16 protein-coding genes and 1 tRNA gene are annotated in these 16628 nt (G+C 58.2%); 7 read left to right on the top strand and 10 right to left on the bottom strand.

Annotated elements, in window-relative coordinates; genetic code table 11:
• Window positions 1-36: 36 nt before the first annotated feature.
• From D3P04_RS04985 to D3P04_RS04965, 5 genes are all read right to left on the bottom strand, one after another.
• Window positions 37-2175 (bottom strand): transposase domain-containing protein, encoded by a 2139-nt coding sequence (locus tag D3P04_RS04985; protein ID WP_119746571.1) that lies wholly within the window; start codon window positions 2173-2175, stop codon window positions 37-39.
• Window positions 2172-3083 (bottom strand): ParB/RepB/Spo0J family partition protein, encoded by a 912-nt coding sequence (locus D3P04_RS04980; RefSeq protein ID WP_119746569.1) that lies wholly within the window; start codon window positions 3081-3083, stop codon window positions 2172-2174. Before D3P04_RS04980 ends, D3P04_RS04985 begins: the two co-directional genes overlap by 4 nt.
• Before the next feature lie 28 nt (window positions 3084-3111).
• The gene (locus tag D3P04_RS23265) at window positions 3112-3456 is read right to left on the bottom strand and encodes a hypothetical protein (protein WP_182912736.1); all 345 of its coding nucleotides are present in this window, start codon (window positions 3454-3456) and stop codon (window positions 3112-3114) included.
• Between the two features lie 87 nt (window positions 3457-3543).
• Window positions 3544-4029 carry a hypothetical protein gene (locus D3P04_RS04970; protein ID WP_119746565.1) on the bottom strand — a complete coding sequence of 162 codons (486 nt, stop codon included), beginning with the start codon at window positions 4027-4029 and terminating at the stop codon, window positions 3544-3546.
• Window positions 4029-4271, bottom strand: a complete 243-nt coding sequence (locus tag D3P04_RS04965; RefSeq protein ID WP_119746563.1) for a hypothetical protein — start codon at window positions 4269-4271, stop codon at window positions 4029-4031. The genes D3P04_RS04970 and D3P04_RS04965 overlap by 1 nt, the downstream gene beginning before the upstream one ends.
• Window positions 4272-4320: 49 nt before the next feature.
• Here D3P04_RS04965 and D3P04_RS04960 point away from each other — a divergent pair, with 49 nt between their 5' ends.
• The 3 genes from D3P04_RS04960 (at window position 4321) to D3P04_RS04950 (ending at window position 6355) form a co-directional block, all read left to right on the top strand.
• On the top strand, window positions 4321-5061 hold the full coding sequence (locus tag D3P04_RS04960; RefSeq protein WP_232844892.1) for a S24 family peptidase: 741 nt from the start codon (window positions 4321-4323) through the stop codon (window positions 5059-5061).
• A gap of 24 nt (window positions 5062-5085) precedes the next feature.
• The gene (locus tag D3P04_RS04955; protein WP_119746562.1) at window positions 5086-5466 is read left to right on the top strand and encodes a hypothetical protein; all 381 of its coding nucleotides are present in this window, start codon (window positions 5086-5088) and stop codon (window positions 5464-5466) included.
• A gap of 85 nt (window positions 5467-5551) precedes the next feature.
• Entirely contained in the window at window positions 5552-6355 is an 804-nt protein-coding gene (locus D3P04_RS04950; protein WP_119746560.1) for a DNA adenine methylase, read from the top strand.
• A 942-nt stretch (window positions 6356-7297) separates the two neighbouring features.
• Here the strand turns inward: D3P04_RS04950 and D3P04_RS04945 are convergent.
• Genes D3P04_RS04945 through D3P04_RS04935 form a run of 3 tightly spaced genes read right to left on the bottom strand, consistent with a single transcriptional unit; the run spans window position 7298 to window position 10220 of the window.
• Entirely contained in the window at window positions 7298-7684 is a 387-nt protein-coding gene (locus D3P04_RS04945; protein WP_119746558.1) for a GtrA family protein, read from the bottom strand.
• Window positions 7678-8682 (bottom strand): glycosyltransferase family 2 protein, encoded by a 1005-nt coding sequence (locus tag D3P04_RS04940; RefSeq protein ID WP_220475270.1) that lies wholly within the window; start codon window positions 8680-8682, stop codon window positions 7678-7680. Before D3P04_RS04940 ends, D3P04_RS04945 begins: the two co-directional genes overlap by 7 nt.
• 8 nt (window positions 8683-8690) lie before the next feature.
• A complete protein-coding gene (locus D3P04_RS04935) occupies window positions 8691-10220 on the bottom strand; it encodes an ArnT family glycosyltransferase (RefSeq protein ID WP_232844891.1) in 1530 nt (509 codons plus the stop codon).
• Between the two features lie 165 nt (window positions 10221-10385).
• Here D3P04_RS04935 and D3P04_RS04930 point away from each other — a divergent pair, with 165 nt between their 5' ends.
• Window positions 10386-11057: a winged helix-turn-helix domain-containing protein gene (locus D3P04_RS04930; protein WP_119746555.1), complete on the top strand. Its 672-nt coding sequence runs from the start codon at window positions 10386-10388 to the stop codon at window positions 11055-11057.
• Window positions 11058-11067: 10 nt separating this feature from the next.
• On the top strand, window positions 11068-12459 hold the full coding sequence (locus tag D3P04_RS04925) for a HAMP domain-containing sensor histidine kinase (protein WP_119746553.1): 1392 nt from the start codon (window positions 11068-11070) through the stop codon (window positions 12457-12459).
• A gap of 308 nt (window positions 12460-12767) precedes the next feature.
• Here D3P04_RS04925 and D3P04_RS04920 read toward each other — a convergent pair whose 3' ends face one another.
• Window positions 12768-14330: an MFS transporter gene (locus D3P04_RS04920; protein ID WP_119746551.1), complete on the bottom strand. Its 1563-nt coding sequence runs from the start codon at window positions 14328-14330 to the stop codon at window positions 12768-12770.
• 340 nt (window positions 14331-14670) lie between these two features.
• Between D3P04_RS04920 and D3P04_RS04915 the strand changes: the two genes are divergently transcribed.
• Complete coding sequence (locus D3P04_RS04915; RefSeq protein ID WP_119746549.1) at window positions 14671-14856, top strand: hypothetical protein; 186 nt, start codon at window positions 14671-14673, stop codon at window positions 14854-14856.
• 19 nt (window positions 14857-14875) lie between these two features.
• Window positions 14876-16546 (top strand): recombinase family protein, encoded by a 1671-nt coding sequence (locus D3P04_RS04910; protein ID WP_119747093.1) that lies wholly within the window; start codon window positions 14876-14878, stop codon window positions 16544-16546.
• Here D3P04_RS04910 and D3P04_RS04905 read toward each other — a convergent pair.
• Window positions 16503-16579: transfer RNA gene (locus D3P04_RS04905), tRNA-Met, on the bottom strand. The two genes, D3P04_RS04910 and D3P04_RS04905, sit on opposite strands and share 44 nt — an antisense overlap.
• Window positions 16580-16628: the final 49 nt, after the last annotated feature.

Genomic DNA, 16628 nt, shown 5'->3' with positions numbered 1-16628 from the left:
TGCCGCCGGAGGAGGGCCATCCTTCGGCGGTTCTTTTCACCGCAGAGCGGATTCTCCAAAGTCATCAAGGAACATGCGCTGCCGCGTATATTCCGGCGTGTTGCTATAGATTGCGTGCCAGCGAGCCTCGGCCTCCCCGACTGGTTGACCGGCTTCAGAGCGGGCCTCGATATCAAGAGCGCGACGGAATCGGTCCTTCGCGGTTTCCTCGTTCTGTTTCGGAGCTTCGGCGTCCCGCTCGGCACGACGGAATTCCATAACGAGGGCTTCGCGTTGCCGATCGGATGCCTCGCTGGCATCAGGTACCGGCATTTCGCGGTGGATCAGGCCCTTCTGACGGCGAGCGGGGGCAATTTCGACAACCTTGGCCTCCACAAGCGGTGTGTCGGGGCGCGGTGCAGCATCCAACTCCGCAGCAAAGTCCTCAACGGAAACCGGGCGCATTGCATCCAGCAGTTGTTTTTCTGCCTTGCGGCGCTGGCGCTCACGCTTGGCATGCAGTTTTGCCCCGACCAGATCGAAGAACCCAACTTTTTCTCGGCAATCGGCAGTACCGAGAAATTCGCCATCCAGCGCGTAGATATAAACGCCTTCGTGCAGATCTTCGGGATTGAACCGAGCAACGACACGCTCACCGGCATATTCGTTCATCCAGTCGGCCCAATAGCCATTCTTGTGCAGGGTCAGTCCGCCGTGATTGCTATGCAGCTTGCGAACTTCCTGACCCATCAGCCAGAGCCGATGCTGTTCTGCGGTGGCCTTGCGGATCGGCGCCTCGGCATAGCTTTCGGCAAATGTTTCATCAAAGCTGCGACCCCTGGCGTTCGAACTCAGTCGACCTTGCCGGGCATTGTGAGCTTGAATGCCTTCATTCAGCACTCTCAGGAAATCCTCGAGCGGGACGGCGCGGGAACCGTAATTCTCCGGCTTCGCATCCGGCCTGTTGCCGACATAGGCGCCGGCAAAACGAGGATCTTTTGCGATATGATCGGCAAGATCGCGGAAACCACGTTCAATCGGCTTCGCTTGACCATGAGCGGGTGTCGCCCAATGGACCTGGATATCCAACATCGGCAGAACACCAAGCGGATCATCGTCACGCATCTTGAAGCGAAACCGGGTTGGCGCTCCGCCTGTCAGCCATTTATTGGCAAATTCCCGGCCGTTATCGAACAAGCAATGTTTCGGAATGCCCCATGTCTCAATGAGTTCGCCAAAGGCGCTCATCACCGCGACCTTGTTCGGATCGAGATCAACACGCCATGCAAGAACCTTGTTTGAATAGAGGTCCTGGAAAGCGACTATCTGCGGCCGGACGGGCTTCTCGATACCTGGCCATTGTACGAACACGTCGATCTTGTGGCAGTCCGCGTTGACGGCTTCCATTGCCGTCAGATTGTTGCGATCCCGGATCTGCGGCGGAAAGCATTTAGACAGGCCGGCTTCACCGAGGCGGGCAAAAACCTGCGTCACGCGTGGAATATTCTGATCTATCCAGCGGCGTGCCGTGCGTGGCTGAAGAACGCTCAAACCGCGCTTTTCGCATAGATCGGCGACACGGGCATAGCAGCTGTTGAAGCTGGGTTCACCGAGGCGTAGATAATCAGCCCTGAGCCAGTTCAGGAATTCCTGACTGCACTCGGCCTTCTTGCGCTTGGGCCTTGATGCACGATGGCGCGGGGCAAGATATGGAAGACGATCCGCCCGCTCGATGCCTTCGATCATCTCGAACCAGTACCAGATTGTGCGGGGTGCACTGTTCACGCGCCGCCCAACCATCTCGACCGCCATGTGACGACCGCCAACCGCTCCCTCCAACTCCTCGACGAACTGGATGGTTTTGAGCCGATCGCGCGCCTTGGCCTTCACCTTTTCAGGAAGGCCATCGAACCAAGCCCACGCCTCGCCTCGGTCCATTTGGGACTCAGACTCGCCGGTATCCACCTGGGCAGCTTTCAACAATGCCGCCTGGGCGCGTTGCGGAAACAGCTTCCAGTGATACTCCCAGCCGCCACCACGGCCTGCGCGACGACGGGCGAATTTGGGATATGCCCGCCAGTTGAGACGATCAACGGTCATGTTGATACCACGCTTGGTCGCCGGCATGTCAGGCAACCCGCTTGAAGCGAGTTCATCTGCTGTCCACCATTCCTGATCGGGAACCAGTCGAGTCATTCCGCAGCCACCTCCGTCAACGCCGTGCGAAGGGAAGCGATATCGAGTTCGTCACGGGTTTCGGCTTCATCGACGACGAGCGGGGACAGATCGCTGAAGTGTTCCGTGACAAACTTCCGGCGTGCGACCATGCTCGCCCGTGACCATGCTTTCGCAAGGGCTGCAAACTGATCTTCAACGGGGTCTTTATCGGGGTTGTCATTGGCAGGTTGCGCCCCCTTCAGGGCGGCAGCGACATTCTTGACGCGGCCCTCAGCCAACGCATCGACGACATCATACCTCTGGACGGTGTTATCGATTCGGGAAATGTCCTGTAGATCCTTCAACGTGATCTGGCGCGGGGCAGAGCGAAGCTTTGCTATTTCGTCAGGACCAAGCGAAGCGCCCGCTGCAGCCAGACGCCGCACATGGCGCTCTGACATGACAAGCTTCTCGGCAGTAGCTTTGACAAATGCGACGGACATCGTGTCCGTTGCATCGGCCCACCGAGCGGCAGCGCCGGCTGCACCAGCCTTTGTCTCAGGATGCATGCGTTCGTAAACCGCTTTGCGGGTGGCGAGGAAAACGACCGTGTCGAGCGGGTTCAGCTCCGCCCCGGACAGATTGCCGTCGATTTCCATGATCCGGGCCTGATCATCGGTGCATTCGAAGATCCGGACAGGGATCTCGGTCCAGCCCAGTTCGGTTGCGGCGGCGAGACGATGTGCGCCATCCAGCACCTGCCATTTGACTTCGCCCTTGCGTCGTTTCTGACGGACGGTAATCGGGCTGGTCAATTGGCCGATCTCTTTCAGCGACGCAATGATCGTTGCAACACCTGCCTCGCTGACAGGGCGAAGGCGGTCGCTGACGTCGATCTGATCAATCGGCAGGCTTGTCTTGGTCTGGATCAGGGTCGGTTCAGTCATGTTCACTGTCCATGCGTTGTGGGGTCGGTCAGGGCGTCACGATCAAAAAGAGGAAGACGATCAGGGCGATACAGACGAGGCCGATCGCATCGCCCAGGAGGCTGTCCGACACGCGGTCGTAACCAGCCTTGAGTCTCCGCCAGCCCGCGCGCCGGGTGAGTGGAGGAGTGCGCGGGCTGGCAGGCTCACGCGCTTCAACAGCAGCAGCAACTGGAGCGCGGAGACATTCGCCACCCCGACCGGATGCGTTTTCCGCTTGGGTCGGTTCGGGGTGGCCCCTACCATCGGGAAAGCCAAAAACCGGATGGAGGGATTCGATGGATGAACTGGAAGCGCGCGTTGCAAGCCTTGAAACGGAGTTGGAGGCGTTCAAGCGGCTCGTTCTTGCATTGGCGACCGGTATTTCGGAAGCCGACACAAAGGCCTGTGTTATATTCGAGGGATATATTGCCATCGCCATTCACCGTTTAGAGAGTGAGGGGCGGGAGACATTGGCATCCCGGTTGCGTGCGCTGTCCGACGGTGTTTTGGACCGATCCAACAAGTGATCTTCGTGATAACAAACTATACGTTCAAGCTTGGTTTCCTGATCCGCGCATCGCTTGACACCTCGACGCTCACGGATGAGGACGGCTGATTTTTTCGCTCCTTCAAGGTCGAAGAAACCGAGGCACTCGCACGGGTCACCGGCACAATTCACCGCGTGGAAACGCCTGTGCACCGACCGAATATTTCCGATTTCAGCCGAATCTAGCGGATACCGCTCATCAATCAGCTGCTCGATGCGCAGGGTGACAATGTTCCGTGCGTGGGCCATCAGATGCAGAGCATCGTCGCCATTGATCTCCACCAGCATCTCGGTAAGCAGGTCTGCGCGCACCTTCGGCGGCATATCGCCGAGGGCGGCGCGCGCAATCTCACGCAGGTCGTAGCGCTTCTCAGGCATTACGCAGCATCCTTCGATTTCTGAGGGCGGGGGATGGACCGGGGCCATTCGAGGTCGGACGGCCAATTGTCGGAAAACCAAGAGAGAATCTTGCGCGCCGTGCGGAGTGTGCAGCCACCTCCAGCATCGATGCGCATGAAGAATTTCCCATCATTCGCGGCATAAACCGCGACCGTGTTCAGGCTCAAATTGCGATGCCCAGCAAATGCTGTTGCCAACTGAAGTAGGTCACTTGCCTGCATTTTGCCCTCTTGGTTATTTACCCAAATTTATAATTGGGTAATTTACCAGTTGTCAACAGATACGTTGTTGGGCATTTTCCCAAAAATGGAACCTGTCGTTCGCCCATTTCACGAGATTGTCCAAGCTCGACTCGACGAGTTGGGTGAAAACCCGTTTGCGATGGCAAACAAGGCGAGCATTTCTTATGACAAACTGCGCAGCGTATTGCGTAATGATGGGCGCAGAACAGATCCTAAGCTTGAAAAAGCGCGCGAAATTTGCGCGGCGTTAGGGTTGGAACTTTACATCGGTCCACCACGCGAAACCGGACCTGTCGAGCGCGTTGAAATCGCAGGCGAAGAGTTCGCGCACATCCCTCTGCATCAAGCCATGCTGTCGGCAGGGGCCGGCGCATATAATGGCCAGGAAGAGGTCATCGACCATCTCGCATTCCGTAAGGACTGGCTAACCCGAATGGGATTGGCAGCTTCAATGGCGGGGCTGGCACGTGTTCACGGTGACAGCATGCAGCCAACTCTTTGGCCAGGTGATATGGTCCTGATTGATACGCGGATTACTGAACCGAAAATTCGCAAGAAGGATAGGCGCGATCAACGGCGCGCACCGGTATATGCTATAATCGATGGCGGTGAAGCTCGCGTGAAGCGTATCGAACGGCCATCGGAGGATGTATTGATGCTGATCAGTGACAATCCAGATTATTCTCCCGAGTTCCGGCAAGGAGACGATCTCAAAAATATTCGAGTCGTCGGGAAGGTTGTCTGGTGGGGACATACAGTTAAGGAGTGATTTGTTTTGAAATGCTTACAGATCATGCTTGTCGTGTTTGCACTGACCGGATGGAACAGTGAAAGCATATCCGCGCAGTCCTATCGGGATCTGTACGAGCTGACTGCTGAGGATCAGCGCAGTATGGAAGAAAAATTTTCGGAGGTGTGGGATAGCGTTCGCACCTCAGAAGTATTCGCTGCACGTGGCGGTGAAGGTGAAGGCCTTATTTTCGTCTGTGGAAAAATTGAGGCTAGGTACAAGGGACAATACGTAGCCCCGACCTGGTTCGTTGGTGCTTTAGGAAGGCAGGATCCACAGGAGCCAAAATTTCACTTGCTAGAAGTGTCGGATCGTTCTCAGTCTGATGATATGAAAATCCTGACATTTTGTCTGGATAAGGCCGTTCAAAAAGCCAACAGCTGATCGCCTTCACGAGAGACATGGTGAGGGTGACAATCCCAAATGTTCCCTATATGTTCCTGCGTATTGCCAATAGTAGGAATATCCCGTGCTTTCCCCGATCTCTCCAACATCACCCGTTGCCCCGTGGCTCGGTGGCAAACGTAATCTCGCGAAACGCATCTGCGCGCGCATCGATAGCTTGCCTTGTGTGACCTACGCAGAACCATTTGTTGGCATGGGCGGAATCTTCTTACGCAGATCGTCCCGACCGAAAGCTGAGGTCATCAATGACCGTTCACGGGACATCGCCAATCTCTTCAGGATTCTTCAGCGCCATTACATCCAATTCCTGGATGTGCTGAAATTTGGCCTGACAACCAGGAGCGAGTTCGAGCGCCTAGGCCAGGTCGATCCAAGCACACTGACCGACCTCGAGCGTGCTGCCCGCTTTCTGTACCTGCAGAGGACGGCATTCGGCGGTAAGGTATCGGGAAGGAATTTCGGAGTCTCTAAAGATCGACCCGCCCGGTTCAACTTGACCACGCTCGAGCCGATGCTCGAAGACCTGCATAGCCGACTAGCCGGCGTGGTAATCGAATGTCTGGACTGGTCGAGTTTTATCCCGCGCTATGATGGGGCAGACACATTATTTTATGTGGACCCGCCCTACTGGGGCTGTGAAAATGATTATGGAAAGGCGATGTTCGAACGCGACGATTTCCAGCGCCTGGCCGATCTACTCGGTCGGATTCGCGGGCGGTTTATCCTGTCGCTGAATGACGTTCCGGAAGTGCGCGAGATGTTCGCGGGCTTTATAATTGAGGAGGTCAAGACGACTTACACCATTGGCGCGAAGCGAAACGACCCAGTTGGCAGCAGGTCAGAGCTATTAATCAGCAACGTGCTCTAATAAACGAAAATCGCTTCCCAGTTCCAGACACCGCGCCACACGACCCAAGGCCATGTACATGATTGAAATTACTAGGAACTATTTAAACTGGGAAGAGACCTCCTAACTGGGAAGCATATTTCCCAGTTCCGGCTGGTCACTTATCTTCCTTGCCATCAACACGGATCCATAAATCACCCTGAATTCGTTGGATTTATTCGCATTAGTCGCCGTCTCGTAGGCAGCTTCTCACATTCGTTTCAACCGGTCTTCAAGGCCCAATTTTCAGCCTCTGTGCAAGACATGACGCGATCGCCGCCGGAGCGTCTCTCTGCACCTATTTTAGCCTTGTTTTACTAGGCTTTCGCAGGTCTTCGCATCTCTTCGGAGGTCTTCGCAGTTCCCTGCAGATATCTCTGTCACATTACAACTGCAGTTGAGCGTCGACGTGGAAATCGCAATAAATCAATCGATTGTCGCGTAACATTCTGAAATTACGGGGTTCCCGAATTTCGCCTCTGATCTGCTCATATCCTGAAGGTCGTAGGTTCAAATCCCGCCCGACCAGTAGCTCGTGCCGGTCTCTCGTGATCTTGCCCCTGAATGTCGGCTTATTTTACAGATTGTTGCCAATGCTGCGCCGCACTGCCGCAAGTCGGCTCTCCGCCGGCGGGTCGTTCACTTCGCAAGTGCGAACATTTACGTGCTGCGGTCGCGAACGGCCGGTTTGTCCCGCATTGCTGCCGCCCGCCTCACGAAAATGCTGCACCAGCGGTCGAACGGCCGGTTCGGTGAAAGCAACATTGCGGCATCCCGAAATCGCGAAGGGCAGGATTGGGCCGGACTTACACCGCTGAATGTTGAAGATATTCAAGGCGACGCTCGACTTGTATCAGTCGCCGCGTGATCTCGCGACGCCGTTGATCCTGCCATCACCAATGCCCCTGGCAGGCGCGGCGTGGCCTATCGTGCGTGACCGCTCCCTGCAAACGCCCAAGTGCGCGACAGGATGAACGTACAGGCAGCCGCAAAGGCGGTCGAGATCAGAACGGCAGCTTCGAGACGAAACAAGCCGATGCCCTGCAATAGGAACAGGACAATTTCATTTGCTAGAAATCCGATTGCCGCCACCATAGCGAATCGTCCGAAAGTCTGGGTCGCGGACGAACCATGTCCGGCGAAGGTGAACAGATGGTGACCAGAGAAACTGACCATGAAGGCAATCAGGAAAGCAACAGTGTTGCTGATCAGCGGAAGCATGCCAAACCAGACAAGGCCGATCGCGACGCCCAGATGGACAAGGGTCGCCAGGCCCCCGGTCAGGGCGAACCGCGCGACCGCGCCTAGCATTCGGATGACGCGGCAATCGTGACATCCTCGGCGATCAGATAGCCGGGGCGACCTTTCACCTCGCTGAAGACCCGCGCCAGATATTCGCCCAACACACCGATGGACATCAACTGGATGCCACTGAAAAAGAAGATCGCCACTGCCAGCGTGGACCAGCCGGGCACAGCATGGCCGAGCAGCAGCGTGCGGCCGGCTAGAAACAGCCCGTAGAAGATCGACAGCATGGCAAGGATCATTCCGATGCCGGTCCACATGCGCAACGGCCAGTCGGTGAAAGCGGTCAGCCCGGTCATGCCCAGTCTCAGCAGTTCGCGGAAGCGGAACTTGGTGCTACCCCCGCCGCGTGGCTGCAACTCGACCGGGATGGCAAGCGAGCGGAAACCGACCCAGGCATAAAGCCCCTTCATGAAGCGATTGCTTTCGGGCAGCGCGCAAAGCGCATCGACCACCTTTCGATCCATCAGCCGGAAGTCCCGCGCTCCGGCAGGCATTGACACCTCGCTGCCGATATTCAGGAAGCGGTAAAAAGCGGCGGTACAGCGGCGCTTCAACCAGCTTTCATCATCACGATGGGCGCGGACGGCGTAGACAATCTCATAGCCTTCTCGGTAGCGCTCCAGCATCGTATCGACATAGCGCAAAGGCTCTTGCAGGTCGGCGTCGAGAATTACCACGGCTTTGCCCGTCGCATGACGCAGCCCAGCCATGATCGCCTGTTCCTTGCCGAAATTGCGCGACAGACGCAGCAGGCGAACCGGCAGGTCCCATTGGCCGGATGTGACCAGTTCCAGCGTTTCGTCGCTGCTGCCGTCATCGACGACAACGATCTCGGAATGCGGCACCAGCCTGTACGCCTTGCGCGACACCCGTGTCAGCGTTTCCTCGATTGTTTCTGCCTCGTTATATGCCGGAATGACAAAGGATAGATCGGGCGCCAATGGCCCTGAATCGAGCATGCGTGGCGTCATGTTTGCCGTTTCGCGAGTGATATCCTGCATGCGGCCCATCATTTCACCTCGTTCGTCGGCTGGGTGACAAACAGGACATGCCGCCCATATTTGCCCAGATTTTCAAGACCCAATGTCGCCGCCTCCGACGCCATGTCCGGAGGCACCGAGAAAGCCACCGGTGCACCGCTGCCGGCCAGTCGCGCGAAGTCTTCGGGATCGATGGCACGCGCTTTGCCCCGCGAATAGAATTCGGCCGAGTAGCTGCGCCCGCCGAGGGTATAAAGTGGCGCACCGGGCATCGCTGAGCTGGCGGCCGCGACGAGAGCCTTGTCGGATTTCAGCCGGATCTTCTGCGGCGCGAAAACCGCGCCCGAGGTCAGTGCCAGGAAAAGCGCGAAGATCGCCAATGTCGCGATGGCAAACCCTGTTCGGGCTGCGCGGCTCGGTTGGTCCTCGAACATCTGCGTGAACAGCACCACCAGTAAGACAGCTGCAGCCGGCAGGCCGGGCAGGACATAGGCGGCGAGAATATTGGATGCAGGCGTGAATAGCAGCAAAGGTGACAATGCCCAGAGCAACAGATAAACCAGCCAGGCCGAGCGATCCTGTCGGAACATTGTGACCAGTTTGCCGGGGCGGGTCAGTAGCAAGGCTGCAACCAAGCTCCATGGCAGGGCTGCCATCAGCCAGAACAACCAGATCATGCCCTTGGCCTCCCGATGGCCAGACCCGTACAGATCGCCCTGCCAGCCAGGGGTCAGGAAACGCTGAACATGCTCTCCGATCAGGAAGTAGCGCAGGAATCCGGGCGTGGCGATTTCGGCGGCGACATACCAAGGCGCGACCAGCACCGTCAGCAATGCCATGCCGCGCGCCCATGGCAGCAGGCGCAACAGGTGCCAGTTCCATGTCAGGGCCAGCCACAGCATCAAGGGAATGCCGCTCAGCACGACCGCCACCGGCCCCTTGGCCAGCATTCCAATTGCCAGCCCTAGAAACACGCCATAACCCCAACGACTGTTGCCACCTCCGACCGCCTGCCAGAACCCGACCATGACCAGCGTCGTGGAAAGAACCATTGGCATGTCGGTCATCACGAAACCCGAAGCGCCAAAGAACATCGCCATCGTCGCCAGCACCGCCATGGCAACCAACGCCGTATTGCGCCCGACGGTATCACGCACCCACAGCCAGACGAGAAACAGAACCGCCAGCGCGGTCAGCAGGATCGGCAACCGAGCGGCCACTTCGTTCACGCCGAACAACTGCATCCCCCCTGCCGACAGCCAGGTATGCAGCGGCGGCTTGCCCCAGAACGGCACGCCATAGTCGAATTGCGGTGTCAGCCAGTTCCCGGTTTCAACCATCTTGCGGGCGATTTCGCCGTAACGGGCCTCGGTCGTGTCGGTGAAAGGTACGGCAAACATTGCCCAGAGCCGCAGGAGCCCGAATCCCGTCAGAACTGCCACCAGAAACCGGCGGGTCGCGCCATCCAACTGCATATCACGCAGCGTCGGTCGCACATTTGGGCGGGTTCGGGCCACTGCCGCGTGGAGGGGCACATGGGCCTCATCTATTATTGTCATTTTGTCCTGCTCGATAGGCTGACGGTTCGTGTCAGCCGCCATCTATCAAGAACGATCTGTCAGGGGTGTTGCCGGAACTATACCAATCCGTAATGTCCCGACGTCTTGACCCAAACGCACAGCGGGCTATCCCTGCGGGCAGACAAGATATGGAAAGCAGCAGCCATGCGCGTCCTTGTGGTCGAGGACCATGCCGAAACGGCCGACTACATCGCCTCCAGCCTCCGGGCGCAGGGGCATCTGGTCGATCATTGCGACAATGGCCGCGAAGGTTTCCTGTCGGCGCTGGACAACAGTTATGACGTGATGATCTTTGACCGCATGTTGCCAGGTCTGGATGGGCTGACCCTGATCAAATCCGTGCGCGGCGCAGGAGTCGAGACGCCGATCCTGATCCTTTCGGCGATGGACGGGATCGACGACCGGGTCGAGGGGCTTGAGGCGGGATCGGACGACTATCTCGTCAAGCCATTCTCGTTTCAGGAACTATCAGCGCGGCTGGCGGCGCTGACTCGCAGGCCGCCACTGAAAGCCGAGGAAACCGTCTTACAGGTGGCCGACCTGGAAATGAACCTGATCCGCCGTACGGTCACGCGGGCGGGCATTTCTCTGGACCTGCAACCACGCGAGTTCCGCCTGCTGGAATATCTGATGCGCAATGCCGGCCGGGTACTGACCCGCACGATGCTGCTGGAATCGGTCTGGGATTTCCATTTCGATCCCAAGACCAACGTCGTCGAGACCCATATCAGTCGATTGCGTAACAAAGTGGACAGGCCCTTCGAGATCGAGTTGATCCATACCGTCCGCGGTGCCGGGTATAGCCTGCATGGCTAGGGCCGGCGGCATGTCTCGCTTCCTGCGCTCGACCTCGGCGCGGTTGTCTCTGCGTTTTGCCGCACTTTACGCCATCATCACTGCCCTCGTCTTTGGTCTGACCTACCACTTCGCGGATCGCGAAATCAGCGAATGGGTACTAGACCAACTTGCGGACGATTCAGCCGGTTTTGCCAATCTTTACGAAAGCGAAGGTCTGAACGCGGTTCAGGCAAAGCTTGGCGGATTTGCCGGGTTCAATTTCGAGGATTATCGGATCTATCTGCTTCAGGACGCGGATGGCAACGTTCTGACCGGAAATGTCGATGCCATCGACTGGCAGGGCAGCAGCGGCTACGTCCCGGTCAATGCAATCCAAGCCGAAAAGCCCCGTTATGACGATGTGACAGGCTACCTGCTTCATTCGGCGCAGCTCGGCCCGAACCGGCTGACATTGGGCACAAGCACCTATTTTCTTGAAGAGCTGCGCGAGGTTTTAGGTCGCGGATTCCTTGCAGGTTTTATCCTCTTGCTGCTTACCGGTTTACTGGCCGGGGTCATTGTCGGCCGCAGAACCGAACGGCGGCTGACCCGGATCTCCACGACGCTGAAATCAGTGGCATTGGGGCAATTGGATCGACGCGTCCCCGTCACTGGCAGCGATGGCGATGACCTTGCCCGTATGGCAGATGAAATCAACCGCACCATCGCACAGCTTCAGCAGATGGTCGAAAGCCAGAAACAGATTTCGGCCGATATCGCCCATGACCTTCGCACGCCCATGCAACGCCTGCGACAACGGCTGGATGTGCTTCTGAATGCGCCCGACCTGACTTCCGAGATCAGGGAAGATGCGGAACAAGCCGTGGAGATCGCCGACGATCTGATCGAGACATTCCACGCCCTGCTGCGGATCGGGCAGATCGAATCCGGTCAGCGGTCAGGTCGGTTTACCGCAGCCCCGCTTGCCCCGATCCTCGCCCGGATCGAAGACGCCTACGGCCCCGTCGCCGAAGAAAACGGTCAAACGCTGAGGTTTGACATCGAAGATCAGGACGCGATGGTTCAGGGCGATCAGCAACTCCTGACCCAGATGATCGCAAATCTCGTTGAAAACGCCCTGCGTCACTGTCCATCAGGTACGCGGATCGAGGTAACGCTGTCGAGGGTGGATGACAGCGCCCTGCTTCAGGTTTCCGACAATGGTCCGGGCATCCCCACAGCAGAACGCGACAAGGTTTTCCGCCGTTTCTATCGCCTCGAGAAGAGTCGCACGACCCCGGGCAATGGCTTGGGACTCAGCATGGTCAGGGCGATTGCCGAATTGCATGGCGCGGTGTTGACACTGAACGATAATCATCCGGGCCTGCGCGTTCTGGTCTCGTTTCCGCCTATTGCTCGCGAAGATTACGAACCCCGCTGATTTCTATCGTTTTTGGGTTCGCTGTTATGCTACGGCTGCGAATGGCAGGATGCATCCGAACAATGCCGCACTTGATGCGTTGCACCGCCGACCTCCGCACCTCCCCCGACCTTCTTCAGCCCTCGCAACCGCTGTGCTGATTCCGCACCCGCGACGAGCGGTATCAAGGTCACAGATCAATGACTTCCACCGGCCAAGAATTGCTGCGACGAACATGAATGGCTGGTTTGGTGACGCCACATAGTGGCGCCGAGACTATATCGAATGGCAGTAAAGGGCCGTTACCGATTAAATGCCCGGGGAGCAGTTTACTCCCGAGCCGTCGTTACCTTGGCACCCTTGTCTGATGCCGGTTGCGTGATCCAGGAAAGACCTGCTGACAGCACACACAGGGCTGCCGTCACCCAGGCAATCGCCGAGAATGCGGCGTCACTTGCAGCAAGGCGTGCGGCTTCCAGCATTGGGGAAAGTTCGCCCGAAGGTTCGCCAAAGCCGGGGATGGAGGCAGTCTTGTCGCCCAGCATGGAGGTATAGCGATAAGCGGCGAGACTCCCCATGGCTGCGACCGCGATCAAGCCTGCCACGCGGGAAATCGCATTGTTGATTCCCGACGCCGCCCCAGTGTCCTCGTCTTCAACCGAGGTCATCACCGCTGTCGAAAGCGGTGACACTACCAGAGCCATGCCTAGCCCCATCACGATCATCGATGGAAATACCGCGAACCAGAAACTGTGCATACCCGAATCGACCACGGCAGCTAGGCCCGCAAAGGCCGCGGCCACGATCATGCTGCCGACAGTCATGGGTAGGCGTGGTCCAAGACGATCCGACAAATGCCCGACCGGGCCAGACAGGACCGCAATGGCCAGCGACAAGGGTAGGAAGAGGACGCCGACCGTCGCCTCGGCCAGACCCCAACCGGCAATAAGCAACATGGGTAGATAAAAGAGGATGCCCGACAAGGCGAAATAGAGAAAGAAGGTCGCCGCGTTGGCGCCGGAAAAAGCCTTGATCCTGAACAATGACAGGTCGATCATCGGGGCTTTCTGAAATGCCTCCCAGATGATGAACCCGAAAAGTACGATCAAACCCCCGATCATGAAGATCGCCGTCGCGCCGGATGCAGGCTGATCGGCCTCGGCAGCCGGCGCGGTAAGAGCGTAAGCCAGGGAACCGAATGCGACGATCGCGAGAACGGCCCCGACCAGGTCGAGCTTGCGCTGCCCCGTCGCCTCATCCGGTGGAACTTTCAGCAAGAGCAGGATGGCGGCACCGCCAAGCGGCAGGTTGATTGCAAATATCGCGCGCCAGATACTGTCGTCAAAGGCGGATAATAGAAAGCCCCCCAATACCGGACCAAGCGCGGTCGTCAGGGCCGAAGAGGCCGCCCAGATCCCGATTGCCCTGCCTCGCTCGTCTTTCGGATAAGCCTTGGCAATGATTGCAAGGCTTGCGGGAACCATGAATGCCGCGCCCGCGCCTTGAGCGGCCCGGGCCAGGATCAGGTAACTCACATCCGGCGCGATCGCGCACACAAGTGACGCCACGATGAACAGGATGATCCCGGTAATGAAGATGCGCCGAAGGCCGAACTTGTCACCCGCGCTTCCACCAACGAGAATCAGAGCCGATAGTGTCAGGGCATAGGCGTTGGAAATCCACTGCGCATCGGCGAGAGACGCGCCAATATCGCTGCGAATTGCCGGGATCGCAATCGAAACGACCGATCCATCGATAAATCCGAGCGCGGAAGCAAGTATGGCCGCGATCAGGACAAGACGCCGCCGCGCCCGAGGACAAAATGAACCGTCCCCTCCGGGAGGAGAGGAAAGAGGTATCGGATCCGGGCTGGCCTCGCACGGGGAATGCATATGAACAAATCTAGCTGCAGCTTACGTTTCTGACAATGAAGACGCCGCCAATCGTAGAGTTGGTCTTGCTGTGTGTATTGCAACTGCCACTCCTTCGGCGCTAGACTGATCTCAGGACATGGCTGGAACGTCGTGCTGTGCGAGCAGATGTTCGAATTCCTTGGCGAGCCGCAAATTCGCACAGTGTCGTGCCAGTATTTTCGCGACGCCGCGCTGCTCAGGAATACGCCGATGCCCGATGCTTCCCTCTATTACCACCCGTACGACGCCGGGTGCTTCCCTGTAACCATTTGGAATTGCTTCGTAGTCTTGATGCAGGATATCAGGACTTGGCACGAGAATGGCGCAGCAACCCGACATCAGCGGCAAGACGGAAGCGAAACTCGGCAAGCCCGAACTGAGCCTTTCGGCGGCGTCAGGTACTGGTCCCGATCCTCGGCTCGTCTCCCTGGCCCGGCTCCTCGCTCGACGGGCAGCGCGTGGCCTCTACGAGCAGCAGAAGGATCGTTCCGCACCACGCGCGTAATCCCTGAGGAGGCCCGGACATGAAGGTTGCCGTCTACGCGCGTTATTCCTCGGACAACCAGCGTGAGGCATCCATCGCCGACCAGTTCCGCATGTGCCGGCTACGCGCCGAGAAGGAAGGCTGGACCGTCATCGAGGAATATTCCGACCAGGCCATCTCCGGCTCCAGCATGATCCAGCGCCCCGGCATCCAGGCGCTGATCATGGACTCCGCGCGGGGCCGCTTCGATCTGATCCTGTCGGAAGCGCTGGATCGGATCAGCCGGGACCAGGAGGACATCGCCGGCATCTTCAAACGCATGACCTATGCTGGCGTAAGGATGTTCACTCTGTCCGAAGGCGAGATCAGCGAGATGCATATCGGCCTCAAGGGCACGATGAACGCGCTGTTCCTCAAGGACCTCGCCGACAAGACCCGTCGCGGCCAGCGTGGCCGAGTCGAAGCCGGAAAGTCCGGTGGCGGCAATTCCTACGGCTATGACGTGGTCAAAAAGCTTGATGCCAATGGCGAGCCGATCAGAGGCGACCGGACCATTAACCCTGTCCAAGCCGAAGTCATCCGCCGCATCTTCCGCGATTATGCCGCAGGGAAGTCGGCCAAACGGATTGCGGCCGAGTTGAACCACAACGGGGTGGAGGCTCCATCCGGCGGCGCCTGGGGCTTCAGCACCATCAATGGCAACCGGAAGCGCGGCAACGGCATCCTCAACAACGAGATGTATATCGGCAAGATCGTCTGGAACCGACAGCGCTTCGTCAAGGATCCCGACACCGGCAAGCGCCAGGCGCGGCCCAACCCGGAAGAGGAATGGGTGGTCCAGGAGGCGCCCGAGCTGCGCATTATCGAGGATGATCTCTGGAATGCCGCCAAGGAACGACAGAAGTCGATCAAGCACGAACGGCGGGATGATGGCAAAGGGGTCGAGAACCATTTCCGCGACCGGCGGCGGCCGAAGTATCTGCTTTCCGGGCTGACCAGATGCGGCTGCTGTGGTGGTGGCTACTCAATGATCTCCGCTCAGTTGCTCGGCTGCTCGACCAGGCGGAACAAGGGCACCTGCCAGAACAACACAAACATCCGACGAGACGCACTGGAGACCCGCGTGCTGAACGCGTTGCGCCATAACCTGATGCAGCCCGAGCTGTTCCAGGAGTTCTGCGACGAGTTCACCCGCGAGATGAATCGGCTGCGGATGGAAGGCCGGGCCTCGATCGACGCCGCCGAGGCGGAGATCAAGAAGATCGAGCGGGAGCTCGACAAACTGATGAAGCTCATCCTCGCATCGGGCAGTGACGATGCGCCCACGCGAATGATGAAGCGAATGAAGGAGCTTGAAACGCGTCAGAGAGATTTGCGGGCATTCCTGCATGAGGCTGATAAGCCCCCTCCCCTGCTGCACCCGAACATGGCACACCATTACCGCGCCCAGGTCGAAGAACTCTATGCCGCGCTTCAGGAAGCTTCCGAGGCAAGGCGGATGGAGGCAACGGATGTGCTGAGGTCACTGGTCGACGAGATCGTGCTGACCCCAGATGCAGATAGCGGCAAGCTTCGGATCGAGGTGCGGGGCGATCTAGCCGGAATCCTTGCGATCTCGCTGGAACGCAAAAAGCCCGCCGGAGGGGCGGGCGGATCGCAATTTGAGTTGGTTGCGGGGGTAGGATTTGAACCTACGACCTTCAGGTTATGAGCCTGACGAGCTACCGGGCTGCTCTACCCCGCGCCGGTTGCAGCGCTTTTGTCTGCGTTGCTTGTTTTCATCGTTTCAGAGA

This window comes from Paracoccus onubensis (genome assembly GCF_003591515.1).
GTDB lineage: Bacteria > Pseudomonadota > Alphaproteobacteria > Rhodobacterales > Rhodobacteraceae > Paracoccus > Paracoccus onubensis.
This window is presented reverse-complemented; position numbering and strand designations above follow the sequence as displayed.

What these genes read in the sequence shown, in the direction of transcription:
- D3P04_RS04985 (WP_119746571.1), bottom strand. Translation starts at nt 2,175, where the DNA reads ATGACTCGACTGGTTCCCGATCAGGAATGGTGGACAGCAGATGAACTC.
- D3P04_RS04980 (WP_119746569.1), bottom strand. Translation starts at nt 3,083, where the DNA reads ATGACTGAACCGACCCTGATCCAGACCAAGACAAGCCTGCCGATTGAT.
- D3P04_RS04970 (WP_119746565.1), bottom strand. Translation starts at nt 4,029, where the DNA reads ATGCCTGAGAAGCGCTACGACCTGCGTGAGATTGCGCGCGCCGCCCTC.
- D3P04_RS04965 (WP_119746563.1), bottom strand. Translation starts at nt 4,271, where the DNA reads ATGCAGGCAAGTGACCTACTTCAGTTGGCAACAGCATTTGCTGGGCAT.
- D3P04_RS04955 (WP_119746562.1), top strand. Translation starts at nt 5,086, where the DNA reads ATGCTTGTCGTGTTTGCACTGACCGGATGGAACAGTGAAAGCATATCC.
- D3P04_RS04945 (WP_119746558.1), bottom strand. Translation starts at nt 7,684, where the DNA reads ATGCTAGGCGCGGTCGCGCGGTTCGCCCTGACCGGGGGCCTGGCGACC.
- D3P04_RS04940 (WP_220475270.1), bottom strand. Translation starts at nt 8,682, where the DNA reads ATGCAGGATATCACTCGCGAAACGGCAAACATGACGCCACGCATGCTC.
- D3P04_RS04935 (WP_232844891.1), bottom strand. Translation starts at nt 10,220, where the DNA reads ATGACAATAATAGATGAGGCCCATGTGCCCCTCCACGCGGCAGTGGCC.
- D3P04_RS04930 (WP_119746555.1), top strand. Translation starts at nt 10,386, where the DNA reads ATGCGCGTCCTTGTGGTCGAGGACCATGCCGAAACGGCCGACTACATC.
- D3P04_RS04925 (WP_119746553.1), top strand. Translation starts at nt 11,068, where the DNA reads ATGTCTCGCTTCCTGCGCTCGACCTCGGCGCGGTTGTCTCTGCGTTTT.
- D3P04_RS04920 (WP_119746551.1), bottom strand. Translation starts at nt 14,330, where the DNA reads ATGCATTCCCCGTGCGAGGCCAGCCCGGATCCGATACCTCTTTCCTCT.
- D3P04_RS04915 (WP_119746549.1), top strand. Translation starts at nt 14,671, where the DNA reads ATGGCGCAGCAACCCGACATCAGCGGCAAGACGGAAGCGAAACTCGGC.
- D3P04_RS04910 (WP_119747093.1), top strand. Translation starts at nt 14,876, where the DNA reads ATGAAGGTTGCCGTCTACGCGCGTTATTCCTCGGACAACCAGCGTGAG.